General features: G+C 55.3%; 27 protein-coding genes, 2 tRNA genes and 1 pseudogene. 16 read left to right on the plus strand and 14 right to left on the minus strand.

All coding sequences use genetic code 11. The features are described 5' to 3' along the window. Window positions 1–4: 4 nt before the first annotated feature. The 5 genes from sufC to ldtE all read left to right on the plus strand — a co-directional run bounded on the left by sufC (window position 5) and on the right by ldtE (window position 4,756). The gene (sufC, locus tag ACOTX5_RS12745; RefSeq protein ID WP_003857736.1) at window positions 5–751 is read left to right on the plus strand and encodes a Fe-S cluster assembly ATPase SufC; all 747 of its coding nucleotides are present in this window, start codon (window positions 5–7) and stop codon (window positions 749–751) included. Beyond that, the gene (gene sufD, locus ACOTX5_RS12750; protein ID WP_045911654.1) at window positions 726–1,997 is read left to right on the plus strand and encodes a Fe-S cluster assembly protein SufD; all 1,272 of its coding nucleotides are present in this window, start codon (window positions 726–728) and stop codon (window positions 1,995–1,997) included. Before sufC ends, sufD begins: the two co-directional genes overlap by 26 nt. Continuing rightward, window positions 1,994–3,214: a cysteine desulfurase SufS gene (gene sufS / locus ACOTX5_RS12755; protein WP_017693567.1), complete on the plus strand. Its 1,221-nt coding sequence runs from the start codon at window positions 1,994–1,996 to the stop codon at window positions 3,212–3,214. The genes sufD and sufS overlap by 4 nt, the downstream gene beginning before the upstream one ends. Before the next feature lie 14 nt (window positions 3,215–3,228). Next, window positions 3,229–3,645, plus strand: a complete 417-nt coding sequence (gene sufE, locus ACOTX5_RS12760; RefSeq protein ID WP_015570705.1) for a cysteine desulfuration protein SufE — start codon at window positions 3,229–3,231, stop codon at window positions 3,643–3,645. Window positions 3,646–3,742: 97 nt separating this feature from the next. After that, a complete protein-coding gene (gene ldtE / locus ACOTX5_RS12765; protein ID WP_017384625.1) occupies window positions 3,743–4,756 on the plus strand; it encodes a L,D-transpeptidase LdtE in 1,014 nt (337 codons plus the stop codon). A gap of 60 nt (window positions 4,757–4,816) precedes the next feature. Here the strand turns inward: ldtE and lpp are convergent, their stop codons facing one another. The 5 genes from lpp to ACOTX5_RS12790 form a co-directional block, all read right to left on the minus strand. Continuing rightward, window positions 4,817–5,053 carry a murein lipoprotein Lpp gene (gene lpp / locus ACOTX5_RS12770; protein ID WP_001082307.1) on the minus strand — a complete coding sequence of 79 codons (237 nt, stop codon included), beginning with the start codon at window positions 5,051–5,053 and terminating at the stop codon, window positions 4,817–4,819. 312 nt (window positions 5,054–5,365) lie between these two features. Then, entirely contained in the window at window positions 5,366–6,787 is a 1,422-nt protein-coding gene (gene pykF, locus ACOTX5_RS12775; RefSeq protein WP_045911655.1) for a pyruvate kinase PykF, read from the minus strand. 7 nt (window positions 6,788–6,794) lie between these two features. Further along, window positions 6,795–7,127 (minus strand): hypothetical protein, encoded by a 333-nt coding sequence (locus ACOTX5_RS12780; RefSeq protein WP_418235933.1) that lies wholly within the window; start codon window positions 7,125–7,127, stop codon window positions 6,795–6,797. 36 nt (window positions 7,128–7,163) lie between these two features. After that, window positions 7,164–8,309 carry a trans-sulfuration enzyme family protein gene (locus tag ACOTX5_RS12785; protein WP_045911656.1) on the minus strand — a complete coding sequence of 382 codons (1,146 nt, stop codon included), beginning with the start codon at window positions 8,307–8,309 and terminating at the stop codon, window positions 7,164–7,166. A gap of 12 nt (window positions 8,310–8,321) precedes the next feature. After that, on the minus strand, window positions 8,322–9,692 hold the full coding sequence (locus tag ACOTX5_RS12790; protein WP_017693563.1) for a pyridoxal-phosphate dependent enzyme: 1,371 nt from the start codon (window positions 9,690–9,692) through the stop codon (window positions 8,322–8,324). A gap of 399 nt (window positions 9,693–10,091) precedes the next feature. Between ACOTX5_RS12790 and ACOTX5_RS12795 the strand changes: the two genes are divergently transcribed. The 4 genes from ACOTX5_RS12795 to fumD all read left to right on the plus strand — a co-directional run bounded on the left by ACOTX5_RS12795 (window position 10,092) and on the right by fumD (window position 12,929). After that, window positions 10,092–11,114 (plus strand): methionine ABC transporter ATP-binding protein, encoded by a 1,023-nt coding sequence (locus ACOTX5_RS12795; protein WP_015570701.1) that lies wholly within the window; start codon window positions 10,092–10,094, stop codon window positions 11,112–11,114. Then, on the plus strand, window positions 11,107–11,775 hold the full coding sequence (locus ACOTX5_RS12800) for a methionine ABC transporter permease (RefSeq protein WP_045334087.1): 669 nt from the start codon (window positions 11,107–11,109) through the stop codon (window positions 11,773–11,775). The genes ACOTX5_RS12795 and ACOTX5_RS12800 overlap by 8 nt, the downstream gene beginning before the upstream one ends. Window positions 11,776–11,798: 23 nt before the next feature. Next, window positions 11,799–12,611 (plus strand): MetQ/NlpA family ABC transporter substrate-binding protein, encoded by an 813-nt coding sequence (locus tag ACOTX5_RS12805; RefSeq protein ID WP_003857677.1) that lies wholly within the window; start codon window positions 11,799–11,801, stop codon window positions 12,609–12,611. Window positions 12,612–12,719: 108 nt separating this feature from the next. Beyond that, entirely contained in the window at window positions 12,720–12,929 is a 210-nt protein-coding gene (gene fumD, locus ACOTX5_RS12810; protein ID WP_003857676.1) for a fumarate hydratase FumD, read from the plus strand. Here fumD and ACOTX5_RS12815 read toward each other — a convergent pair. From ACOTX5_RS12815 to ACOTX5_RS12830, 4 genes and pseudogenes are all read right to left on the minus strand, one after another. Next, window positions 12,910–13,596 (minus strand): amino acid ABC transporter permease, encoded by a 687-nt coding sequence (locus ACOTX5_RS12815; RefSeq protein WP_045911657.1) that lies wholly within the window; start codon window positions 13,594–13,596, stop codon window positions 12,910–12,912. The two genes, fumD and ACOTX5_RS12815, sit on opposite strands and share 20 nt — an antisense overlap. Beyond that, complete coding sequence (locus tag ACOTX5_RS12820) at window positions 13,580–14,326, minus strand: amino acid ABC transporter permease (RefSeq protein WP_045911658.1); 747 nt, start codon at window positions 14,324–14,326, stop codon at window positions 13,580–13,582. Before ACOTX5_RS12820 ends, ACOTX5_RS12815 begins: the two co-directional genes overlap by 17 nt. Beyond that, window positions 14,326–15,141: an amino acid ABC transporter ATP-binding protein gene (locus ACOTX5_RS12825; RefSeq protein WP_032103702.1), complete on the minus strand. Its 816-nt coding sequence runs from the start codon at window positions 15,139–15,141 to the stop codon at window positions 14,326–14,328. Before ACOTX5_RS12825 ends, ACOTX5_RS12820 begins: the two co-directional genes overlap by 1 nt. Before the next feature lies 1 nt (window position 15,142). Next, a pseudogene (locus ACOTX5_RS12830) lies at window positions 15,143–15,973 on the minus strand (ABC transporter substrate-binding protein). Window positions 15,974–16,217: 244 nt separating this feature from the next. Here ACOTX5_RS12830 and ACOTX5_RS12835 point away from each other — a divergent pair. Then, window positions 16,218–16,385: a hypothetical protein gene (locus tag ACOTX5_RS12835; RefSeq protein ID WP_032653328.1), complete on the plus strand. Its 168-nt coding sequence runs from the start codon at window positions 16,218–16,220 to the stop codon at window positions 16,383–16,385. Between the two features lie 144 nt (window positions 16,386–16,529). Beyond that, complete coding sequence (locus ACOTX5_RS12840) at window positions 16,530–17,936, plus strand: DUF1996 domain-containing protein (protein WP_045911659.1); 1,407 nt, start codon at window positions 16,530–16,532, stop codon at window positions 17,934–17,936. Between the two features lie 59 nt (window positions 17,937–17,995). Here the strand turns inward: ACOTX5_RS12840 and ACOTX5_RS12845 are convergent, their stop codons facing one another. Beyond that, window positions 17,996–18,136, minus strand: a complete 141-nt coding sequence (locus ACOTX5_RS12845; protein ID WP_003857665.1) for a hypothetical protein — start codon at window positions 18,134–18,136, stop codon at window positions 17,996–17,998. Between the two features lie 125 nt (window positions 18,137–18,261). Between ACOTX5_RS12845 and ACOTX5_RS12850 the strand changes: the two genes are divergently transcribed. Both ACOTX5_RS12850 and ACOTX5_RS12855 read left to right on the plus strand, forming a co-directional pair. Continuing rightward, window positions 18,262–19,044 carry an MBL fold metallo-hydrolase gene (locus tag ACOTX5_RS12850; protein ID WP_045911660.1) on the plus strand — a complete coding sequence of 261 codons (783 nt, stop codon included), beginning with the start codon at window positions 18,262–18,264 and terminating at the stop codon, window positions 19,042–19,044. A gap of 72 nt (window positions 19,045–19,116) precedes the next feature. After that, the gene (locus tag ACOTX5_RS12855) at window positions 19,117–19,752 is read left to right on the plus strand and encodes a carbonic anhydrase (RefSeq protein ID WP_015570694.1); all 636 of its coding nucleotides are present in this window, start codon (window positions 19,117–19,119) and stop codon (window positions 19,750–19,752) included. A 28-nt stretch (window positions 19,753–19,780) separates the two neighbouring features. Here the strand turns inward: ACOTX5_RS12855 and ACOTX5_RS12860 are convergent, their stop codons facing one another. Further along, the gene (locus ACOTX5_RS12860) at window positions 19,781–21,376 is read right to left on the minus strand and encodes an FAD-NAD(P)-binding protein (protein ID WP_045911661.1); all 1,596 of its coding nucleotides are present in this window, start codon (window positions 21,374–21,376) and stop codon (window positions 19,781–19,783) included. Between the two features lie 749 nt (window positions 21,377–22,125). Between ACOTX5_RS12860 and ACOTX5_RS12865 the strand changes: the two genes are divergently transcribed. The 3 genes from ACOTX5_RS12865 (at window position 22,126) to ACOTX5_RS12875 (ending at window position 23,270) form a co-directional block, all read left to right on the plus strand. Further along, window positions 22,126–22,248, plus strand: a complete 123-nt coding sequence (locus ACOTX5_RS12865) for a hypothetical protein (protein WP_254909560.1) — start codon at window positions 22,126–22,128, stop codon at window positions 22,246–22,248. A gap of 179 nt (window positions 22,249–22,427) precedes the next feature. Beyond that, on the plus strand, window positions 22,428–22,628 hold the full coding sequence (gene glgS, locus ACOTX5_RS12870; protein WP_023296382.1) for a cell surface composition regulator GlgS: 201 nt from the start codon (window positions 22,428–22,430) through the stop codon (window positions 22,626–22,628). A gap of 171 nt (window positions 22,629–22,799) precedes the next feature. Continuing rightward, the gene (locus tag ACOTX5_RS12875) at window positions 22,800–23,270 is read left to right on the plus strand and encodes an Hsp20 family protein (protein WP_026080712.1); all 471 of its coding nucleotides are present in this window, start codon (window positions 22,800–22,802) and stop codon (window positions 23,268–23,270) included. 179 nt (window positions 23,271–23,449) lie between these two features. Here the strand turns inward: ACOTX5_RS12875 and ACOTX5_RS12880 are convergent. From ACOTX5_RS12880 to mdtK, 3 genes are all read right to left on the minus strand, one after another. Further along, window positions 23,450–23,526 (minus strand) — tRNA-Val (locus tag ACOTX5_RS12880). 4 nt (window positions 23,527–23,530) lie between these two features. Further along, window positions 23,531–23,607, minus strand: a tRNA-Val gene (locus tag ACOTX5_RS12885). Between the two features lie 153 nt (window positions 23,608–23,760). Further along, window positions 23,761–25,134 (minus strand): MdtK family multidrug efflux MATE transporter, encoded by a 1,374-nt coding sequence (gene mdtK, locus ACOTX5_RS12890; RefSeq protein ID WP_017384611.1) that lies wholly within the window; start codon window positions 25,132–25,134, stop codon window positions 23,761–23,763. Between the last annotated feature and the right edge of the window lie 37 nt (window positions 25,135–25,171).

Here is a 25,171-nt window from a genome sequence, read left to right on the forward strand (position 1 = left end):
GCACATGTTAAGCATTAAAGATTTACAGGTTAGCGTGGAAGAGAAAGAGATCCTGCGTGGCCTCAATTTTGACGTCAAACCGGGTGAAGTTCACGCCATCATGGGGCCAAACGGCTCCGGGAAAAGTACGCTTTCAGCGACGCTGGCAGGACGCGAAGATTATGAAGTTACCAGCGGCTCCGTTGAGTTTAACGGCAAAGATCTGCTGGAGATGTCGCCGGAAGAGCGTGCCGGCGAGGGCATCTTTATGGCCTTCCAGTATCCGGTGGAAATTCCGGGCGTCAGCAACCAGTTCTTCCTGCAAACCGCGCTGAACGCGGTGCGCAAGTATCGCGGCCTTGAGGCGCTGGATCGCTTTGACTTCCAGGATCTGATGGAAGAGAAGATCAAGCTGCTGAAAATGCCGGAAGATCTGCTGACCCGCTCGGTAAACGTGGGTTTCTCCGGCGGTGAGAAGAAACGTAACGATATTCTGCAAATGGCGGTTCTGGAACCGGCGCTGTGCATTCTCGATGAGACCGATTCAGGGCTGGATATCGATGCCCTGAAGATCGTTGCCGACGGGGTGAACTCCCTGCGTGACGGCAACCGCTCATTTATCATCGTGACTCACTATCAGCGAATTCTGGATTACATCAAACCGGACTATGTCCACGTGCTTTACCAGGGACGCATTGTGAAATCCGGTGACTTTACGCTGGTTAAACAACTGGAGGAGCAGGGTTATGGCTGGCTTACCGAACAGCAGTAATGCACTTCAGCAGTGGCACCGGCTGTTTGAAGCGCAGGGTGGAGTGCGCTCTGAACAGGCTCAGCACCATCTCCAGCAGATGCTGCGTCTCGGTTTACCGACGCGTAAACATGAGAACTGGAAATATACTCCGCTGGATGGCCTGCTGAACGGCGAGTTTGTCACCCGTCTGGCGCAGGTCAGCCCCGATCAGCGCGACATGCTGGCGCTGAGCGTGGATGCCGTGCGTCTGGTGTTTGTCGACGGTCTGTTCCGTGCGGAGCTGAGCGACAGCGTGCAGGAGAGCGGGTTCGATATCGTCATTAACGATGAACGTCAGTCGCTGAACGCGCCCGTTCAGCCTGAAGTCTTCCTGCACCTGACAGAGAGCCTGTCGCAATCTGTCACCCATATTCGCGTTAAGCGTAACCAGCGCCCGGCGAAACCGTTGCTGCTGATGCATATCACCCAGGGCGTTGAGGGTGATGAGATTAACACCGCCCACTATCGCCACCATCTTGAGCTGGCAGAAGGGGCGGAGGCGACGGTGATCGAGCATTACGTCAGCCTTAACGACACCCGTCATTTTACCGGTTCGCGTCTGACGATGAACGTGGCGGCCAATGCCCAGCTGCACCACATCAAGCTGGCGTTTGAGAATCCGCTCAGTCACCACTTCGCCCACAACGATATTCTGCTGGGCCAGGATGCCGCGGCGTACAGCCATAGCTTCCTGCTTGGCGGCGCGGTGCTGCGCCACAATACCAGCACCCAGCTGAACGGTGAAAACACTACGCTGCGTATTAACAGCCTGGCGATGCCGGTGAAGTCAGAAGTGTGCGACACGCGCACCTGGCTTGAGCATAACAAAGGCTACTGCAACAGCCGTCAGCTGCACAAAACCATCGTCAGCGACAAAGGACGTGCGGTGTTTAACGGCCTGATAAACGTGGCGCAGCACGCCATCAAAACTGACGGGCAGATGACCAACAACAACCTCTTGCTGGGACGTCTGGCAGAGGTGGACACCAAACCACAGCTGGAAATCTATGCGGACGATGTGAAATGCAGCCACGGCGCGACGGTCGGGCGTATTGACGATGAGCAGATGTTCTACCTGCGCTCGCGCGGGATAGACCAGCAGGCCGCGCAAAAGATGATTATTTACGCCTTTGCGGCTGAGCTGACGGAAGCGCTGCCCGATGGCGGACTTAAACAGCAGGTGCTGGCCCGTATCGGTCAGCGGCTGCCTGGAGGCGAAGCATGACATTTCCCGTAGAGAAAGTCCGGGCAGATTTTCCGGTACTGACCCGTGAAGTGAACGGTCTGCCGCTGGCCTATCTCGACAGTGCGGCCAGCGCGCAAAAACCAAATCAGGTGGTGGATGCGGAAGCCGAGTTTTATCGCCACGGTTATGCGGCGGTACATCGCGGGATCCACACCCTGAGCGCCGAGGCGACCCAGCGCATGGAAAACGTGCGCACGCAGGTTGCGGCCTTCCTCAACGCGCGTTCGCCGGAAGAGCTGGTGTTTGTGCGTGGCACCACCGAAGGGATCAACCTGGTGGCTAACAGCTGGGGCAATGCGCAGGTGCACGCGGGGGATAACATCATCATCACCCAGATGGAGCACCACGCCAACATCGTGCCCTGGCAGATGCTCTGTGAGCGTGTGGGGGCGCAACTGCGGGTGATCCCCCTGAATGAAGACGGCACGCTCCAGCTGGAAAAGCTGGACGCCCTGCTGGACGACAGAACGCGGCTGGTGGCGGTGACCCACGTTTCAAACGTGCTGGGGACGGAAAATCCGGTGGCGCTGATCGTCGACAAAGCCCATCAGGTTGGTGCGAAAGTGTTGATTGATGGCGCCCAGGCGGTGATGCACCATGCGGTTGACGTTCAGGCTCTGGACTGCGATTTCTACGTCTTCTCCGGGCACAAGCTGTATGGCCCGACGGGCATCGGCGTGTTGTATGTGAAAGAGGACATTCTCCAGGCCATGCCGCCGTGGGAAGGGGGCGGGTCAATGATCGCCACCGTCAGCCTGACGGACGGCACAACCTACGCCCGTGCGCCCTGGCGCTTCGAGGCGGGTACGCCCAACACGGGCGGGATCATCGGGCTGGGCGCGGCCATTAGCTACGTCTCTGAAACGGGGCTGGCGGCGATTCAGGAGTACGAACAGCAGCTGATGCATTATGCCTTGCAGGAGCTGGCCAGCGTCCCGGAACTGACCTTATATGGCCCTGCTGACCGTCTGGGTGTGATAGCCTTCAACCTCGGCAAGCATCACGCCTATGATGTGGGCAGTTTCCTTGATAATTACGGCGTCGCCGTGCGTACCGGGCATCACTGCGCGATGCCGTTGATGGCGTATTATCAGGTACCGGCTATGTGCCGCGCATCGCTGGTGATGTACAACACAACGGAAGAGGTCGACAGACTGGTGGCGGGACTAAAACGTATTCACCAGCTGCTTGGCTAACGGAGAGGCGAGAGATGGCAGATTTGCCGGACAGAGATAAATTGCTGCGCAACTTTGGGCGTTGCGCAAACTGGGAAGAGAAATACCTTTATATCATCGAGCTGGGTCAGCGCCTGCCGCCGCTCAGCGAAGAGGCGCATAACCCGGACAACATCATTCAGGGCTGCCAGAGCCAGGTCTGGATCCTGATGCAGCAGACGGATGAAGGCGTAATTCAATTACAGGGTGACAGCGATGCCGCCATTGTGAAGGGGCTTATTGCCGTCGTATTTATTCTTTATCACCAGATGTCGGCACAGGATATTGTCGCCTTTGACGTTCGCCCGTGGTTTGAAAAAATGGCCTTAACTCAACACCTCACCCCGTCCCGATCCCAGGGGCTGGAAGCGATGATCCGCGCCATACGCGCCAAAGCCGCAATCCTTAGCTAAACTGACAGAACAGCATTCATTCTGTTTCGCGGGGTGGTTTCCACCTCGCTGGTTTTTCAGCTTTCTGACGTTTGGTCAGTGAATAAGGAATCTCAGCATGAAGCGCGCGTCTCTAATAACTCTATTACTCCTTGGTTCGCTCAGTGCTGTTAATTCAGCCTGGGCGGTTGATTATCCTTTACCGCCCGCAGGCAGCCGCCTGATTGGGCAAAACCAGACATACACCATTCAGGAAGGTGACAATAAACTTCAGTCTATCGCTCGTCGCTTTAATACCGCCGCACAGCTGATCCTTGAAACCAATAATACCATTGCTCCGGTGAACCCTGCGCCAGGAACGGTCATTACCATCCCTTCCCAGATGCTACTGCCGGACACCGAGCGTGAGGGCATTGTGGTGAATCTGGCGGAGCTGCGTCTTTACTTCTATCCGCCAGGCGAAAATATCGTGCAGGTCTATCCGCTGGGTATTGGTCAGCTTGGGCTGGAAACACCGGTCAGTACCACCCGTGTGAGTCAGAAAATCCCTAACCCTACCTGGACCCCCACAGCGGGCATCAGAGCGCGCTCACTGGCCCAGGGCATTAAACTGCCGCCTGTGGTACCCGCAGGGCCAAATAACCCGCTGGGGCGCTTTGCGCTTCGTCTGGGTATCGGGAATGGGGAATATCTTATTCACGGCACCAGCGCGCCGGACAGCGTAGGGTTGCGGGTCAGCTCGGGTTGTATGCGAATGAATGCGCCGGATATCAAAGCGTTGTTTGAGCAAGTGCGCGTCGGCACGCGGGTGCAGATCATCAATGAGCCGGTGAAGTTCTCCGTCGAGCCGGACGGCAAACGTTATATCGAAGTGCACAGGCCGCTGGCGCAGGCTGAGGGCGAAAACCCACAGACGGTGCCGTTCACGCACTCGGCGGCGTTTACCGCCTTTGCAGCGGAATCAGGTAGCGATAAAACGCTTATCGATAAAGCCCTGGCGCGCAGAGCGGGGATCCCGGTGGCCGTTTCAGCAGGCAGTGGTTCGTCAGCCAGCAATTCTGTCCTGTCGGTGCAGAACAGTCGTGTCTCAGCGGCGGTGGCGGAAGGCGAGGGAGAGAAGGCGCTTCAGTAGAGGTTTGACGAAGGCAAAAAAAATGGCGCACAATGTGCGCCATTTTATTAACAGGTACTATTACTTACGGTATTTAGTAGCCTGGTTGTCCAGACGCTGGTTAGCGCGAGCTGCGTCGTCTTTAGCAGCCTGAACGTCGGAACGCATTGCGTTCACGTCGTTGCTCAGCTGGTCAACTTTAGCGTTCAGAGTCTGAACGTCAGAAGACAGCTGATCGATTTTAGCGTTGCTGGAGCAACCTGCCAGCAGAGTAGAACCCAGGATTACCGCGCCCAGTACCAGTTTAGTACGATTCATTATTAATACCCTCTAGATTGAGTTAATCTCCATGTAGCGTTACAAGTATTACACAAAGTTTTTTGGGTTGAGAATATTTTTTTGATGGGATTACGCCTATTTTTGATCGTTCGCTCAAAGAAGCAACGAAATCGGCAATTTTGACGAAAAAGCTATGTTAAAAAAGGCATTTTTCATCGGATTCATCTTAGATAAATCGCGATTAAATAGAAAAACCCGATTTGCTTTTTGAATAGTTCTGGTTAAAGGCGGGAATAAAAAAAGCGCCCCGAAGGACGCTTTTTAACAAAACAATAATTTGTTCGTGAAATATTACAGCACGTGGACAGATGCCGTGTTGGTGGTGCCGCTTGGAACCAGTGCACCAGAAACCATAACCACCACGTCGCCTTTCTGAGCCAGGCCACAATCAACCAGTTCCAGCGCCACTTCTTTACCCAGACGATAGAAATCATCGGTAGAGGCAATCTCTTTCACCAGGTGTGGGATCACGCCTTTGCTCAGCACCAGCTGACGCGCGGTGGTTTCGTTGGTGGTCAGCGCCAGAATGGTCGCATCCGGGAAGTATTTACGCACGGCACGCGCAGATTTACCGCCCTGGGTCGCCACGACAATCAGTGGGGCTTCCAGTTTTTCGGCGGTTTCTACCGCACCACGGCACACGGCTTCGGTGATGCGCAGTTTACGGCTGTCGTTGTTGTAATCCAGACGGCTTTTCATCACGCGGTCGGTACGCTCACAGATGGTCGCCATGATGCTGACCGCTTCCAGAGGGTATTTCCCTTTTGCAGATTCGCCAGACAGCATAACGGCATCGGTACCGTCGAGGATGGCGTTTGCTACGTCGCCTGCTTCAGCGCGGGTAGGGCGTGGGTTTTTGATCATGGAGTCCAGCATCTGCGTTGCGGTGATAACCACTTTACGCGCGCGAACACATTTCTCGATCATCATCTTCTGCGCGAAGATCACTTCTTCAACCGGGATTTCAACGCCCAGGTCGCCACGCGCTACCATGATACCGTCAGACGCTTCGAGGATTTCGTCGAAGTTGTTCAGGCCTTCCTGGTTTTCGATCTTGGAGATGATCTGAATGTTCTCGCCGCCGTGCGCTTTCAGGTGCTCACGGATCTCAACCACGTCAGAACGTTTACGGATAAAGGAGGCAGCAACGAAGTCCACGCCTTGTTCGCAGCCGAAGATCAGGTCTTGTTTGTCTTTTTCAGCCAGCGCTGGCAGAGCAATGGAAACACCCGGCAGGTTAACGCCTTTATTTTCGCCCAGATCGCCGTTGTTCATCACTTTACAGATAACCTTGTTACCTTCGATCGCGGTCACTTCCATGCCGATCAGGCCGTCATCCACCAGCACGGTGTTGCCAACGGACAGATCGCTGGTGAAGCCTTCGTAGGTCACGGCAACGATTTCGTTATTACCTACAACGGATTTGTCGGTGGTGAAGGTGAAGGTCTGGCCCGCTTTCAGGGAAACGTCGTTACCGCCTTCCAGTTTGATGGTGCGGATTTCAGGACCTTTGGTGTCGAGCAGGATTGCCGCTTTTTTCCCGGTCTTGCTCATCACGTTGCGCAAGTTCTGGATACGCTGACCGTGTTCAGCATAGTCGCCGTGGGAGAAGTTCAGACGCATCACGTTCATGCCGGCATCCAGCATTTTGCTCAGCATCTCTTCGGATTCGGTTTTCGGGCCGATAGTACAAACAATTTTCGTCTTTTTCATGACAGTCTTAGTCTTTAAGTTGGGAAGGATATGGAAATCTCGCTCCGGGGGCGCACCGCCGCGGAGTCAAACCTGTGTTGCGAAAGAGTATATGACACGCACTAAGAATAGGTGACATCAAATGAGCGTGCAGAAGAAAGTGTGCCTGAGTGCCAGCCCAACGAAGGAGAGGAGAAGTTGTACGTTGTTTTTTGTATTCCAAGCGCTGAAACCATTCACCAGGGATTTGGCGCGCATTATACGCTGATTTACAGTAAAAAGGAAAATGGAAACAGCGTTTCAAAACAATCTGTGCAGATTCACATAAGTTTGTTATCAAGGCGTTAAGGTCTAATGTCATCTTATGACGGCAGGCGCAACGCCCGCCGTTTTTTGCTCACTTTTCCAGCGCCTGCTGAAGGTCGGCGATCAGATCCTTCGCATCCTCAATCCCCACCGACAGGCGGATAAGCTGCGGCACAATGCCGTTTGCAAGACGCTGCGCCAGTGGTATGGAGGCGTGGGTCATGCTGTAGGGCTGGCTCACCAGACTCTCCACACCGCCCAGACTTTCCGCCAGGGTAAAGAGCGTAAGATGACGGATCACCTCTGTCGCGCGTTGCGCATCGCCTTTAATCACAACGGAGATCATGCCGCCCGGCAGCGCCATTTGTCTGCGGGCCAGCGCATGCTGGGGATGTGACGCCAGCCCGGGATAGAACACGCGGTCTACCTGTGGATGCTGCTCCAGCCATTGCGCAATTGCCAGTGCGTTGGCGCTGTGCTTCTCAACGCGCAGTGAGAGGGTGCGAATCCCCCGCTGCGTCAGGAAACTGCTGAACGGATCCAGAACGCCGCCAACCGCGTTTTGCAGATAGCCCAGACGCTCCGCGAGATCCTTATTTGCCCCGACAACAGCCAGCCCGGCAACCACGTCTGAATGACCGTTGAGATATTTAGTGGCGGAGTGGACCACTATATCGAACCCCGCCTCCAGCGGCCGGTGAATGACCGGGGAGGCGAAGGTATTATCCGCCACGCTGATCGCATTATGGCGCCGGGCAATGTCCGCGATGGCCTCCAGGTCGGCCAGTTTCAGCAGCGGGTTCGTTGGCGTTTCCACCCAGATCATGCGCGTGTCCGGGCGAATGGCGGCCTCAAGCCCGGCTACATCGTCCGGCTTAACCCAGCTCACCTGTAACCCGGTGCTGCGCTTGCGCACGTTTTCGATCAGGCGATACGTACCGCCATACACGTCGTCAATGGCGACGATATGGCTGTCTTTATCCAGCAGTTCGAGCACGGTGGAAATGGCTGCCAGCCCTGACGCGAAAGCGTACCCGCGCGTGCCGACTTCCAGTTCGGCGATGGCGGTCTCCAGCGCGTGGCGGGTTGGATTGCCGCTCCGGGAGTATTCGTAGCCGGTATGTTCACCCGGTGCCGGTTGCGCAAACGTCGACGTGGCGTAAATTGGCGGCATCACGGCGCCGTGCGGGTCGTGATACTCACCGCTGTGAACGCTGAGGGTGGCCAGGTTTTTCATCTTTTGCTCCTTTTATTTTGTCAGGCGGTTACGCCAGGCGGTGAGTACGTCACTGCGTGTGATCAGACCCAGAAAGCGATCTTCGTCATAAATAATCGCCACCAGGCCACGGTCAAAGATGGCGTACAGGGCGCTCTCCGGGGCCTGCTTATCCAGATATTCGACCTGACGCGTCATGGCTGCCGTCACGGGGAGAGAGAAGCGATCGGCATCTCCCCCAATGTGTCGCAGCAGGTCCCACTCGTCGATGATGCCGACGACCTTGTCGTTATCGAGCACCGGCAGCTGGGAGATGTCGTACAGGCGCATGCGGGCCAGCACGGTGGAAAGCGTGTCGTCCGGGGCGGCAGTCACCGTCGCGCCTTCATCGTGGCGCAGGGCAATATAGTCCGAGAGATCGCCTGCCTGCGGACGCGAAATCAGCCCCTGCTGGCGCATCCAGTCGTCGTTGAACATCTTCGAGAGGTATTTATTGCCGCTGTCGCAGGCGAAGGTGACCACACGTTTTGGCGTAGTCTGCGCCTGGCAATATTTCAGCGCCGCCGCCAGCAGCGTGCCGGTGGAAGAGCCCGCCAGGATCCCTTCCGTTTTTAGCAGATCGCGGGCGGTGGTGAACGCCTCGCCATCGGTAATGCGCCAGGCGCGGTTAACCCCTTCGATGTGCGCCAGCGGAGGGATAAAGTCTTCGCCAATCCCCTCAACCAGCCACGATCCGGCATCGTGATGGCGTCCGGTCTCAACCTGGTCCGCCAGCACCGACCCGGCCGGATCGGCAAGCACAAATTCCGTCTGCGGCGAATGTTCTGCAAACCACGCCTGTAAGCCGCCCAGCGTACCGCCGGACCCCACGCCGACGACGATGGCATCGATCTGGCCGTCAAGCTGTTCAAACAGTTCCGGTGCGGTAGTGGTGCGGTGCGCCAGCGGATTGGCCGCGTTATTGAACTGATCAATATAAAACGCGCCTGGCAGTTCGTTCGCCAGCCGCCGGGCATAATCCTGGTAGTAGGCCGGATGCCCTTTATTCACATCTGAACGGGTCAGCACGACCTGCGCCCCTAACGCGCGCAGGTGGAAAATCTTCTCGCGGCTCATTTTGTCCGGCACCACCAGGATCAGCGAGTAGCCCTTCTGCGCCGCAATCAACGCCAGCCCCAGGCCGGTGTTCCCCGCCGTGGCTTCAATAATGGTGCCGCCGGGCCGTAGCTGGCCCGTACGCTCGGCTTCATTAATCATCGACAGCGCGACGCGGTCTTTAATCGAGCCGCCGGGATTCTGGTTTTCCAGCTTCAGAAACAGCGAGCAGGGGCCGGTGTCCAGCTTGTGCAGCTGGATGAGTGGCGTACGGCCAATCAGTTCGGTGACGGAGTGGTAAAGCGTCATGGTCATGTCCTGTGAAGAGGTGATGACCGGATGATAGAACCATGAAATTTTCTCAATAAAGAACCTTTCACTGAGTTTTAGAACGGAAAGGAATAATTCTTGTGTTTTCAGATGGAAAGACAGCAAGACGTAAAGTTGTCCGGATGTGAGGATGGCTATATCCGCATAAAGTGCTGCAAAATTAGCCGATTTCGTCGGGTGAGTAAGACCTGATATGCAAATGGCAGATAATTATTGCTGATATTCATCTAAATGCTTTTCACCCGCCAGTTCGCTGCTTATTCCTGAGCATTATAAGAAATTCTTTTTTGGTCATTTAAAAGCTGATAACGGCTGTTTACTATCTTTTGGACATCCATACTGCTAAACCGCTATATGCGAAACGGATAACGAATAAGAATGATTGTACTCAGCAATATTTCGAAGGTTTTTGACAACGGGAAACAGGCGCTGACAGCCGTAGATAACGTCAACCTGACGATAGAGCAGGGACAGATTTACGGGATCATCGGTTACAGCGGGGCCGGGAAAAGTACGCTGATCCGTCTGCTGAACGGTCTGGAAAAGCCCAGCGCCGGCAGCGTCAACATTAACGGTCAGGATATCTCCGCCGCGAAGGGAGAAGCGCTGCGTCAGGCACGCCTGAAAATCAGCATGGTGTTCCAGCACTTTAATCTGCTCTGGTCACGCACGGTGAAGGAAAACATCGCCTTTTCAATGCAAATTGCCGGTGTGCCAAAAGCGCAAATTCAGGCTCGCGTTGCCGAGCTGGTGGAGCTGGTCGGCCTGAAGGGGCGCGAGAATGCCTACCCATCCCAGCTGAGCGGCGGGCAAAAACAACGTGTGGGCATTGCCCGCGCGCTGGCCAATCATCCGGACGTACTGCTGTGTGACGAAGCCACCTCGGCGCTGGATCCGCAGACCACCGATCAGATCCTCGATCTGCTCCTGGACATTAATCGTCGCTTTAACCTGACCATCGTACTCATTACGCATGAGATGCACGTGGTGCGCAAAATCTGCGACCGCGTGGCGGTGATGGAAAACGGCAAGGTGGTGGAAGAGGGGGACGTGCTGAGCGTGTTTACGCATCCGCAGCAGCCGATCACCCGGCAGTTTGTCCGCCAGGTGAGCCAGTACGCGGAGGAAGAGACCTTCAACACCGAACTGGCAAACGATCTGGAAGGCACGGTAATCAGGCTGACCTTCACCGGGCACAGCACGCACAGGCCGATCGTCGGTGAACTGACCCTGCGCTACGGCCTGCCGTTTAACATCCTGCACGGCAAAATGACGCAAACCGCCCACGGTGTTTTCGGGCAGCTCTGGGTGCACGTGGTGGCATCGGACGAACAACTGAACAATATCCTCGCCGACCTGAAGCAAAGCGATATTGAAGGCGAGGTAATCAAGCATGGCTGAAGAACTCTTTCCGCACCTGAAGTGGGATCAGCTTTGGGCTGCAACCCAGGAGACGCTTTACATGACCGCGCTTTCCGGCGTGGCAACGTTTGTCCTGGGGATCGCGCTCGGTCTGGCGCTGTTTTTAACCGCCCGCGGCGGGTTATTCCACAACCGCACGGTCTACAGCGTGATGTCGATTGTGGTGAACGTGTTCCGCTCGATTCCGTTCATCATTCTTATCGTTCTGCTGATCCCGTTCACCAAGACCGTTGTGGGGACCATTCTTGGCGCTAACGCTGCGCTGCCCGCCCTGATTGTGGGTGCGGCGCCGTTCTACGCCCGTCTGGTCGAGATTGCCCTGCGAGAAGTGGACAAAGGAGTCATTGAGGCCACGCGTTCGATGGGCGCGCGGCTGAGTACGTTAGTGTTTCGGGTTTTATTGCCGGAATCTTCACCCGCACTGGTTTCAGGTATGACGGTGACGCTGATTGCGCTGGTGAGCTACAGCGCAATGGCAGGGGTGATAGGTGCTGGCGGTTTGGGAAATCTGGCTTATCTGGAAGGATTCCAGCGCAACCATGGTGACGTCACGCTGGTGGCAACGGTGACCATTCTGATCATCGTGTTCATTATCCAGTTCGTCGGCGATGCCATTACTTCACTGTTAGATAAACGCTAATAAATACACACAGGAACCACATCATGAAAAAGACACTGACACTGATCGCCGCCGCAACCCTGAGCGCCCTGAGCTTTGCCTCCTGGGCGGACACGCTCACCGTGGGGGCGTCCAACACCCCGCACGCGGAAATTCTGGAGCAGGCTAAGCCGATTCTGGCGAAGCAGGGGATCGATCTGGAGATTAAACCGTTCCAGGACTACATTCTGCCAAATACGGCGCTGGCGGGGCATGACATTGACGCCAACTATTTCCAGCACATCCCTTACCTGAACAGCGTCCTGAAAGATCACGCGGGCGATAAGGATTATGATTTTGTCAGTGCGGGCGCAATCCACATTGAGCCGATCGGGATCTATTCGAAAAAATACAAATCGCTGAAGGATCTGCCGGAAGGCGGCAAAATCATCATGCGTGATGCGGTTTCCGAGGAAGGGCGTATTCTCTCCATCTTCGAAAAAGAGGGCGTGATCAAGCTGAAGCCAGGCATCGATAAAGTGACCGCGCGCATCAGCGATATCGTGGAGAACCCGAAAAAGCTGCAATTCACCCCTAACGTCGAAGCGTCTCTGCTGCCGCAGATGTACAACAACGACGAAGGTGCTGCGGTGGTGATCAACGCCAACTACGCAATTGATGCCGGTCTGGATCCGGTGCACGATCCCATTGCGGTAGAAAGCGGTGAGAATAACCCGTACGCCAACATCATTACCGTTCATCGCGGTGACGAGAAGAAGAAGGATATCGTCGCGCTGGTGAACGTGCTGCACTCCAAAGAGATTCAGGACTGGATCCGCACCAAATACAAAGGCGCAGTGATCCCGGTAAACAACTAATCTGCTGATTTTCCAGACGAAGCCCGGCGAACAACACGCCGGGCTTCTTTTTTGTATCCAGCCGACGAATGATTTAAGCTGACGGTTTAGGGCAACGGAGTGATGGCAATGGGCAATGTGACCAAAGACGAAGCGCTGTACCAGGAGATGTGTCGGGTGGTAGGCAAGGTCGTTCTCGAAATGCGTGATTTAGGGCAGGAGCCGAAACATATTGTCATTGCGGGCGTTCTGCGTACCGCGCTGGCGAACCAGCGCGTTAAGCGCAGTGAGTTGACCACCAAAGCGATGGAAACGGTGGTTAAAGCGCTGGCCGGTTAACGCGCCAGCGCTTCGCGAGCAGCTCAAGCGAGCAGCAGAGCAGGTAATAGATCACACCCGTAAAGATAAAAATGGCCGCCGGGTAAATTTGCACCCGGTTGTTAATCTGTCCCGCCACCGTGGTCAGTTCAGGAACGTTCACGATAAATGCCAGCGACGTATCCTTCAGCAGGCTGATAAAAATCCCCACCAGCGACGGCAGAATATTTCTCAGCGCCTGCGGCAGCAGCACGCGCCACAGCGTTTGCTGCGTACTGAACCCTTGAGAAAGCGCGGCCTCATTCTGGCCCAACGGCAGGGCTCTCAGTCCGGCTAACACCGAATGCATCACCGCAGCCGCGGTAAACCAGGCCAGCGCCAGCGTGACGGTCGTCGCGCCCGGGAGATCCCTGCCGGTTATCAGTGGCAGCAGATACCACATCCAGAATATCACGAAGATCAGGGGGATCCCGCGAATCAACTCTGCCCACGCAAACAGCGCACTGCGCACCACGCCGGGATAGCGCCAGGCGACGCAAGCCAGCACAATCCCGCCGGGCAGGGCAAGCGCGGCGGCGCCTGCGGCCATCAGCAGTGAGAGCAGTACGCCGCCGGGTTCTCCCGCAGCCGCACGTCCCCAAAGCAGATAATCCAGGTTTTCGACAATAACGTTAAATCCGGGGATCATGATATTTCCTCCCTGAATGGGGGCCGAGCCGCACCAGCACGCTTCCCGTCACCATCCCGGTAAGCAAGTAGAGCACCGTACCGACGGTGAAGGCTTCCAGTGCATGGGCGTTGTAACTTTCTATCTGGCGGACCTGGTAGGTCAGTTCGGCGAAGCCAATCCCGCTCGCGAGCGAGGAGAGCTTCATCAGGTTAAGGTACTGGCCGACGACGGGCTGCCACGCGTTAGCGAGCCCCTGTGGCAGAAGAATGTAGCGAAACAGACGCCATGAGGAAAATCCCTGAGCGAGCGCCGCCTCCCGTTGCCCGGCAGGTACGGAACGCAGCCCCGATTCCACTTCTTCAATTAAAAACGCCGAGGTAAAGACGCCTAACCCCCAGGCGGAGCATAAAAACTCGGGCGTAAACCACCAGACGTCACCGGGTAAAATGGACCAGCTGTGGTCTGCGTTCACCGCGTCACGCAGCCCCTGCGGCAACCCGTTCCAGTCGGCGAAATACCAGAACAGCAGCTGTACCAGCAACGGCGTATTGCGAAACAGCGATACCCAGCAGCTGACGATCAATGTCCCGAAACGTCCCCCGGAAAGCCGCAAAAGCATAAAGAACAAGGCGAGCAGGCTGGCCAGCATAATCCCCGCCAGCGTCACCCACAGAGTGGTGAGAAATCCGGAGAGGATCCAGTGCAGGGGCTGTCCGGCCAGCACCCCCTGCCAGTCCAGAGCGGGCATTACAGTTGCTCCTGATGCAGCGGATCCAGCACTTTTTGCAGGAAACGCCTCGCACGGGGATGCGACGGTTGATTGAAAAATTGCGCCGGGGGCGCGGTTTCCAGAATTTTTCCGCCGTCGATAAAGACGATTCGATCGGCAATTTCCCGGGCGAACTGCATCTCATGGGTAACGACAATCATGGTGATCCCGCTGTGGGCGAGGGTTTTCATCACAAACAGCACTTCGCCAATCATTTCCGGGTCGAGTGCCGACGTCGGCTCGTCAAAGAGAATGATTTGCGGCGACGAGGCCAGAGCACGGGCAATCGCCACGCGCTGCTGCTGTCCGCCGGAAAGTTCAGCGGGGAAGCGGTGCGCCTTCTCCAGCATGCCGACCTTCTCCAGCAGCGCCAGCGCGCGCTCCTGGGCGGGCAGGGGTTTCCAGCCGTGAACGTGCTCCAGTGCCAGGGTGATGTTCTGACTGGCGGTAAGGTGGGCATAGAGATTGAACTGCTGGAACACAAACCCGACGCGGCTGCGTAACTGACGTAGCCTGCTGCCGGAAAGCTGTCCGGTCGGCTTGTGGTCGATCAGAATCTCCCCGCCGCTCAGGCTCTCAAGCTGGTTGATAAGCCGAATCAGGGTCGATTTTCCGGAACCCGAAGGGCCGAGAATGGCAACCACTTCACCCGGCATGATGGTGAGGTTAATGTCGGTTAAAACCGGATGGTCGCCGTAGCGTTTGTCCACATGGCGAAACTCAACGCTGGCCTGTTCCAGATGTGAAAAATCCGCGGCATTGGCCGCGGAGCGTGAAAATAAACCTGAGAGCATATTACCGGGCTTCTATTTTAAAGTTACGAGGCTGTGGAGCTGGGGTGCCTGGACCGAACCAGACGTCATAGATTTTTGCCGCCTGGCCGTTTTTCTCCAGGGTTACCAGCTCATCGTTAACGGCTTTCAGCAGCGCCGTTTCACCCTTTTTCACCCCCACGCCAATCTCTTCTTTACTGAGCAGGTCGGGCAGGATTTTGAAGTCGGCTTTATCCGGCGCCTGCGCCAGCAGACCGGCCAGAATGGTGCTGTCCTGGGTAATGGCCTGCACGTTGCCATTGCGCAGTGCCGTCAGCGCCAGCGGAATATCATCATAAGAGAGGACGCGGGTCTGCGGAAAACGCTGGTGCAGCGCCTGTTCACCCGTCGTACCTTTTACGGCGCCAATGCGTGCCCGGCTATAGTCATCAAGCTTGTCCGGTGATTTTGCCGGAACCAGGAACTGCTGGCCGGTGACAAAGTAAGGCGTTGAGAAATCAATGACCTGTGCGCGTTCCGGAGTGATCGTGATATCCGCCACGATGAGATCCGCTTTTCCGGACTGTAGCAGCGGAATACGGTTAGCCGGATTAGTGGCGACCAGTTCAAGCTTTACGCCGAGCGATTTCGCCAGCGCTTTGGCAAAGTCCACGTCGTAACCCACTATCTCATGCGTTTTGGCATCAATCGAGCCAAAGGGTGGATTGGCATCAAACGTGGCCACTTTCACCACGCCTGCTGCCTTGATATCCGCCAGCCGATCGGCCTGCGCCTGCGCTTAGACCAGGCCCCAGGCTGCCACTAATCCCAGAACCTGCGCCCGTTTTTTAAACCTTTTCATTTTTGCAGCCATAGTCATACGCCATCCCGTTGTTTTTGTTTTACCCCGTTACGCTCCCATAAGGGAAAGCTATCGCCAAATAAGAAATCGTTCTTTGCTATGAGAAAAAAAGCATGAGTGAACAAGGTGTTAAAGAAGAGAGCAGACGGCGGGGCGCTATTTGCAGATCCTGCACATCGACAGTGGATTTTGATATTTCCCCGGGCGCAATTTGGGTGTTTAACTGAGGACAGGTTAAGCGAGAAGGGTAATGACGATGAAAAAATGGATAAGCACGTTACGGCGGTTTTTTGCGCCCCGACCAGTGAATGCGGAGAACAGCGCGCAACGTGTTCTTGAGTCAATATTGCCTGTCGCCAGCCTGTATGGCGTGGACGTAGCCAACATCGACCCGGAGTGGTTCCATGATAAAACGTCACGCTGAACTGCGCCGGACGCGCGAAATGTACTGGAATGAGCTGTGCGTGGTGTCTGTAAAGCGAGGATGAAGGGAAAAATACCCAGGCTAATCCTCGGTAAATGATGGCCGTTTTGTTACCACTATCTCCTTTCACAGATGGAGATAATAATGAAACGGACAGTATTAACCCCCGCGCTTTCTGCCTCCGCACTTCTGCTTACCATGCAGGCGGTACACGCTGGTCCACAGGCGCATGTTGTATGTAGTTATTCCCACACCCTCGGCGATGATGCCATTATGATGTTCGGCATGCCCAATGAGGCTATGCTGCACGATTTTTTTGGTAACGTGCACGCGGATGCTTACTCCAGCCGTGAATCTCTGCGTACCCAGGAAAAGACCACCTGCGATAACAAAGCAGACAGCTCGGCCTACTGGGCTCCGTCGCTAAAATTGCCGGACGGAACGGTGGTCAAACCCGCCTATCAAAAAACCTATTATCAGGCATCGAACGTTGACGCCTGGCCGCTTCATCCGTTCCCGGCGGGGCTGTCGCTGCTGGCGGGCGATCACCACGGCACCGCGCCAAATCCGCATATCACCTTTTTATGCGCCAATGGCAAGGGCTACACCACCAGAACGGGTGAAGTCTGCGGCTTACGCAAGGCGAAGGATGCCGTGCAGTTTAATATCGGCATTCAGTTCCCGAACTGCTGGGACGGGGTCAACCTGAAGCCCGCCCACGGCCTGGCTAACGCCACCTACGATACGAAAGGACAGTGTCCGTCCGCCTTCCCGGTGAAGATCCCGACGGTGAACATGAATATTGCGTACGTGCTTCCGACAATTAGCTCTCTGGATACCAGCAAAGTCCAGCTTTCCCTCGACCCCATCATGCATGGCAGTGAGCGTGAAGAGCGGTGGGGGAGCCTGTATACGGCGCATGCTGACTTCATGAACGGCTGGACGGAAGATGCCGCGCGATTTATGACCGACCTGTGCATGAACCGGGGAATGGATTGCGGCACCACCGTGCCGTATGGTTATTCAAAAGCGAAGGCTAACGTCTGGCTCAGCAGCATGGAACCGGCACTTTCACAGCCCGATCCCCAGGTCTTACTGGTGCAGGATAACTGGAAGAACGGTGGACGCACGAAAAACAGCGAAACATTGTCGCTGGTGAAGTTCAACATCCCTCCGCTGCCTGTCGGACAGGATCCTGCCAAGTTTAAATACCGCGTGAGAATTTATGGCGGGAAAGTGGAAACTGACGGCGCGGATCAAATCTTCTTCTATCCGGCGAGTAACGACTGGGAACCGGCCACCGTGAGCTGGCAGTCACGACCGTCCTGCAACTATCGCTCGGATGCGGTGCTGTACCTGAACCACTCCCGCGAATACCGGATGGTGGACGTGGATAAAGCGGTGCGCAAGGCGCTGGCAGAAGGGAAAACCGACATTTCGTGGTATATAGGCGGCGATCGTCAGGGAAATCACTATCAGTTTGAGACGGGGTCATCTCCCCAAAGCCTGATCCTGATGCTGACCGGGTTTAGCAAAACGCCGGAGATCTGATAGCGGGTAGCAAAAGGCATTCATAAAAAAAAAGCACCGGGGAGCCCGGTGCTTTTTCTTCAGATCTTGCAGGCATCGCCGCAGTCGTCATCGGCGACAATCGCCTGGGCTTTTTTATCCGCATCGTCGAGACGTTCCGCGTTGCGCTCTTCTGCTTCATCCAGCCCGTTAAAGACTAAGTTATCGAGATCAATTTCCATGTGCCACCTGCGTTATTCAGTTTTTGATACTCGCACAGTATAAGTCAAAAAAAGCGGGCCAGGCACCCCTCAGCACATATGGATAATCCCTGCCATACTCAGTGCTTTATTGCTGAGGAAAGCCGATGATTACACTCTGTCAAACCTGCGGTACCGCTTACGATGAACAGCCTAAAAACTGCCCGATTTGTGACGATGAGCGCCAGTATGTCCCGGTGACGGGCCAGGCATGGACGGACTTCGACAGCCTTACGACCACGCACACCAACAAATGGCAACAGCTGGAGCCGCAGCTGTTCAGCATCAAAACTGTTCCCTCTTTTGCCATCAACCAGCGGGCGCTTCTGCTGCGTACGCCACAGGGCAATGTTCTGTGGGACTGCATCGCCAATCTTGACCCGGCGACCAGAGCGTTAGTTGACGCGCTCGGGGGAATCAGCGCGATCGCGATTTCGCACCCGCATTACTACACCACCATGCAGGAGTGGGCCGCGGCGTTTAACGCACCGATCTACCTGCACGCCAGTGATCGGCAGTGGGTGATGCGTGACAGCCCGGCGATACGCTTCTGGGAGGAGGACGCCCTGGAGATTATGCCTTTGGTGACTCTTCTGCGGCTGGGCGGGCATTTTGCCGGCGGCACGGTGCTGCACTGGCAGTCAGGCGACGGCGTGCTGCTGGCCGGTGATATTTTGCAGGTTACGCCCGGTCAGGACGCCGTGTCGTTTATGTGGAGTTATCCGAATATGCTGCCGCTGCCTGCCCGCACCGTTGAGTCGATGATCGGTCGACTGACAGGGAAAACGTACCAGCGCCTGTACGGGGCCTTTGAAGGGCAGAACATCCCGGCGAACGCGGATGAGATCGTGCAGCGGTCGGGCCAGAAATATATTGCTTGTCTCCGCTAAGGCGCGGTGGTTAAATTTTACGAGTGTGATCGCGATCATACCTAAACTAAAACAGATAAAAGAGAAATGGCTATGCAACATATCATTGAAGGTTTTCTCAGCTTTCAAAAAGAGATTTTCCCGCAACGTAAAGAGCTTTTTCGTAGTTTAGCGTCCAGTCAGAATCCCAAAGCGCTGTTCATCTCCTGCTCCGACAGCCGTCTGGTTCCGGAACTGGTTACGCAACAGGAGCCAGGACAGCTCTTTGTCATTCGAAACGCGGGCAACATTGTGCCACCGTTCGGGCCGGAGCCTGGCGGTGTCTCTGCGACCATCGAATATGCTGTTGTTGCCCTGGGCGTGACCGATATCGTTATTTGCGGCCACTCCAACTGCGGCGCAATGAAGGCGATTGCTGACAACGCCGATCTGGAGCCGATGCCGGCCGTTTCCCACTGGCTGCGCTATTCTGATGCGGCAAAAGCGGTGGTTGAGAAGAAAACCTGGGATAAGCCAATCGATAAGGTGAATGCGATGGTGCAGGAGAACGTCTTTGCGCAGCTGAGCAACATCAAGACCCATCCGTCGGTGGCGGTAGGCCTGCGCAACAACGCCATTCGCCTGCACGGCTGGGTATATGACATCGAAAGCGGCAAAATCCTTGCCCTGGACAAGAACACTAAATCGTTCGTGTCGCTGTCGGAAAACCCGGACGTCTTCTTCGAGTAACCCGACCCCGCAGGGCAGGGAAGCTCTGTTAAAATTCCATGAATGGTAACTTCCTTCGCACGCCCGACGCAGGTTTTCCAGCCGCTTTCGCCATCGCTTTACCAATTTCAGCGCACTCAGACAAACCCTGAACAAAGGGATGATCGTGCATCAGCCAGGGGATCGCCCCAAAAGCGATGCGCCCCCGCAGTGATGCAGGCGCCAGCAACGTATAGTCTTCCCCCACGTCCGGGACGTCATCGCCGGTTTCCGCAAGCTGTTTACGCAGGGTGGGGAAGGGAATGTCCTTGTTTCTGAGCGGCTTTTGCCCGCGCGCATCAATAAACACGTCGAAGCGGTAACGCTTTTCTGCCGTGGTGATGACGGTCTGATCGCTGCCGATATCCAGGTCGTAATCATCACCGAGTGCGACCACGCTAATGATCCCTGCCTCGCGCAGCGCCAGTAAACGGTGGATAGACTGCGGTGGAATGGCGGCATAATTATCGATAAACACACGCTCCAGCCCGGATTTAAACCGCTCTCTGTCATGCTCACTGAGTGAAGGGACGATGGCCTGAACCACTTCATGCAGACGAAGCACGGTATAGCGCCAGGCAACGGTGCGTTTTTCGCGCTTGTTGCGCTCCACTTCTTTCAGATTCGCTTCGGCCCAGGTGAAAGGGCCATGCTTTTTACGATCCTCAAACCAGACATCACGAAGCGTGTCGGCATTCAGCGTACCGAGCGATATCGCCTGGCACCAGCGCGGATCGGCCAGCTCGAGCTCTTTCACCATCAGCGCAAAGATGCGGTCAAGCAGCCCTTCCGGGCCTTTGGCGATTTCGCTCTCCGCCACAGGCTCCGTTAACACGGACAGCGGTTCATAAGGGATAGGGCAGTAAAAGTCGGCCTCCGGCAGAACGCCCGTGCGGGACATCAGCGTGATTTTTAGCCCTTCGCTGCCTTTATTGACAACGAACTGCTCCCCGCTAAACCGGCCATGCTGCATCACAACCGCCATTGCAGCGTCCAGGCCGCTGAGGGAAGTACCCATGATCCCCACCTCACAGGCTCGGACCTCCGCGTCCATCAGCCCTGACCATGGGCTTGGGAAATATGCGCGGGTGGTATCATCTTCATCAGGCCAGACGTGGCCGGTGGCAACAACCGCAAGATCAAACCGCCTTGAGAAAGGGGCATCGTTCACTGAAAGGGCCACGCCGTCTGCATCAGCCTTAATATCCGTGACTTCTGCGTTGGGGTGCACCTCGACATTAAAGCCCGACTTTTTCGCCTCAGCAACGACGGCGAGAAAGCGGTCGTGAAAATATTCACCCAACAGAATACGCGGCAGGAATTGCCGGTCATGCAGTTTCTCACTGTCGACGTTATAGCGGGCAAGATGGGCCGCACTCTGCTGTTTGAGCCAGTCGAGATAGGTAATAAAAATGGGCGGGATTTCGATACTGGCGATGTTCGCCAGCATCAGCCGGGAATTATCCTCGTCGCTGTAGGGCATCCCGACACCGGGTTGGTCTGCCTTTTCGAACACGGTGATCGAAAGCGGTGCTGCGTTGTTAAGAAGTGAGTAAAAGGTATAAATCCCTGTTGGGCCTGAGCCGATAATGGCGATTTTTTTCATCGAAAGCGTTCCTGCATTTCTGAACCATAAAATAAGCGTAGCAGGAGAAAGGTTAAATCATTCAATGAAGGGAGAAATTAAGACGTTTAGAAGAGGGGATGTTGCGCCCCTTCCTGAACTTATGGGAAAGTCAATTCAATTGACCCTGGCTGATTAGATATGATTCTGCCTGATTTCTGAAAGGAAAGACTGTTTGGTCCCAGGTTTAACGATTATCTGTATGTGATGGGGGTTAAAAAGTACGGTAACTTCGCCGGCGGGCTTGACCTGCACAGCGTCAGTGAGGAGAACCAGCTGATTTTATCAGGAGAATTCTCCATCTTACGGTCAGTGTACTTTTTAACATGCAGGCTGATGCCGCCCGTGGAAGACAGCCCTGCTCGTGCTCAAAAGGTGGCATAGCACACTGTACATCGGATGGTCGTTTTGTCTGCAATGACGGAAGTCTGAGCCAGTCGAAGCGATTCTGTTCAGGTTATGGTGCCTCCGAACTGCCCCCGCAGGTAAAACCCTCCCCCTCCGCCAGGAAAGCGCAGACGAAAAAGAGAATAGCCGTGAAAGGCCAGGAGCAGCGTGTTGTAGAAAACAATGCGCAGTTCGATACACAACCGCGGCAACCTACATGCGCCCTTCTCTATATGGCCAACAAGCCCGGATTCACCCATTTACCCGTTTGTTCAGGAAATCAGTATTAATCCGCCAGTGTAAACGTTCTTTGTCTGTTATTCGAACTGATAAGACGCTTGCAGGTGGAAACCCACCTGAACGCGCTGGGCGACCTGTTACAGCGTCTGGCATTAAAGCATGCCGTTCGCACCTTCCGGCTACATGGCGAACTTACTGCATGGCTGGCGTTTATGTTTTCTGCATGATTGATAAAAGGGAGGGAAAATTATGACCAGGGCTGAAGAGTTTTGTCGTTCCTGAAATGTGAACACTGGCAGATGGATGCGCACGCATCGCTCAAAAAACGATCTTTTTCGGGCGGATACTGAGATCAGAAAAGCATATGACCTTGAACAGTAATCACAATGACTGGAGGGATATGCTAATGAAGCGACAAGATATAAACGCATTAAAGAATTTTGATTTTCTGGCACGCAGTTTTGCCCGTATGTACGCCCTGGGCCAGCCAGTTGATATCGATGCCGTGACCGGCAATATGAGTTATGAACAGCAGGCATGGTTCCGGGAGCGATATGACCACTACCGAAAGCAGGCTGAGCGGGCGAGAGTGATAGAACTGCGATGATGTAACGAATAACGGGCTTAACGGCCCGTTGCGTTTTTTAAGTTCCAGCTACATTTTGCAGCTCCTGAGGTTGAAATATTGTGCGGTAACCTCATATAGAAAGCGGGTAAGGAATACCTGCCCGTAAGACATGAACTTTTTGAATATCCTTTTTTACTGTTCAGGAGGTACATGATGACTCTGAGAGCTTTTCCCATGTTGAACGATCTCTCCGACTCTCTGTTTGCGGACCGTTTTAACCGTATCGATCGCCTTTTTAGCCAGCTAACCGGCAGTACGCCGTTGCCCTCCACGCCTTCTTACAATATCCGGCGGGTGGGTGATAACCGCTATGAACTGACGCTGAGCGTGCCGGGCTGGAAAGAGAGCGAACTGGAAATTGAAACCGTTGGCGGTCAGCTGAATATCAGCGGTAAACGTGAAGAAGAGAAAACCGAAAACGGCGAAGAAGGGTGGATCCATCGGGGTATCAGCCGCAGCGACTTCCGGGCCAGCTATAGTCTGCCGGAGCATGTGAAAGTAACCGGCGCTTCGCTGGAAAACGGCTTGCTGGCGATTGAATTACACCAGGATATCCCGGAAGAAGAGAAACCGCAGCGCATCGCCATCAACAACAACCCGGCGATTGAACATAAGCCGTAATCATTGATTGACGTTGTTTTCACGCCCGGCAAACGCCGGGCGTTTTGCTAACCTGATGGGACTTATGCCATTCCGCTCTTTCGCTGCACGCGCGGGCTGGAGGTCACTTTCGATGTGCTTAAAAGGTTTGCTGCCTCTGCATGAGGCTGAACGGGAATGAAATGTGCGAGAAAACAGATTGGTGCGTCTGAATGGACTCGAACCATCGACCCCCACCATGTCAAGGTGGTGCTCTAACCAACTGAGCTACAGACGCAGAATGGTGCGTTCAATTGGACTCGAACCAACGACCCCCACCATGTCAAGGTGGTGCTCTAACCAACTGAGCTATGAACGCATTGTGTTGTCGGTGACAACGGGGACGAATATTAGCGGCACAGCCCCAAGGTGGCAAGAGGGAAAATGCATTTTTCTCTCTGATTTCACGCGATTGCTTCATTACCGCGCAAAGTGAAGAGAAAGTAGCCGCCAGGCGGCGGCTACTGTGTTATTAACGTGCAGCGCGCTGCAAAATTACCGCAGACGGCTGACGTTGCAGGAAGCGCATACGCAGCATCATCATAATGGCCGCAGACGTTAAGCCGATGATAAAGCCCATCCAGAATCCGGCTGGCCCCATGCGATCCACCACCAGATCCGTGAGCGCCAGAATGTACCCGCACGGCAGACCCAGCACCCAGTAAGCGATAAAGGTGATGAAGAAGATGGAACGCGTATCTTTATACCCACGCAGCACGCCGCTGCCAATCACCTGGATGGAGTCAGAGATCTGATAAATGGCCGCCAGCAGCATCAGATGCGAGGCCAGGGTCACTACCTCCGGGTTGTCGTTATAGAGCAGGGCAATTTGCTCACGCAACAGCACGGTAAAGAGCGCGGTACAGACTGCCATGCAGACGCCGACGCCGAGGCCGGTGCGGGCTGCCGTTTGCGCGTCCAGCGTCGAGCCTTGCCCCAGACGGAAGCCCACGCGAATCGTCACCGCGGCAGCCAGGGACATCGGCAGGACGAACATCAAAGAGCTGAAGTTCAGGGCGATCTGGTGTCCTGCGACATCAATAATCCCTAACGGCGAGACCAGCAGGGCGACGACGGCAAACAGCGTCACTTCGAAGAACAGCGCCAGCGCAATGGGTAACCCCAGCTGAATGAGACGGGTCATGAGCGTCCAGTCAGGTGCGCTGAACGAGGTGTCGTTACGAATGTCACGCATGGATCGCGCATGTTTAATGTAGGTGAGCATACAACCGAACATCACCCAGTACACCGCAGCCGTTGCCACGCCGCAGCCCACGCCGCCGAGTTCCGGCATGCCAAAATGACCGTAAATGAAGATATAGTTCACGGGAATGTTCACCAGCAAGCCGATAAAGCCCATCACCATGCCCGGCTTGGTTTTTGCCAGCCCTTCACACTGGTTACGTGCCACCTGGAAGAACAGATAGCCGGGCGCGCCCCAGAGCAGGGCACGCAGATAACCGACCGCCTTATCCGCCAGCGCCGGGTCGATATTATGCATGGCGCGAATAATATACCCGGCGTTCCACAGGACGATCATAATCAGGACGGAGACACCCCCGGCCAGCCAGAAGCCCTGGCGCACCTGATGGGCCACGCGGTCGCGTCGACCGGAGCCGTTAAGCTGCGCGATAACCGGCGTCAGCGCCAGCAGCAGGCCGTGACCAAAAAGAATGGCCGGAAGCCAGATTGAGGTTCCGATCGCCACGGCGGCCATATCGGTGGCGCTGTAACCACCGGCCATTACCGTATCCACAAATCCCATTGCGGTTTGGGCTACCTGCGCGACGATCACCGGTATGGCCAGTGCCAATAACTGACGCGCTTCGATCATATACTTCTGCACGTGAACACCTTTGTATTGTAGTTATTTGAGAGACTAA

Origin of the sequence: Enterobacter cloacae complex sp. IR5441 (genome assembly GCF_049238215.1) — a bacterium.
GTDB classification, from domain to species: domain Bacteria; phylum Pseudomonadota; class Gammaproteobacteria; order Enterobacterales; family Enterobacteriaceae; genus Enterobacter; species Enterobacter hormaechei_C.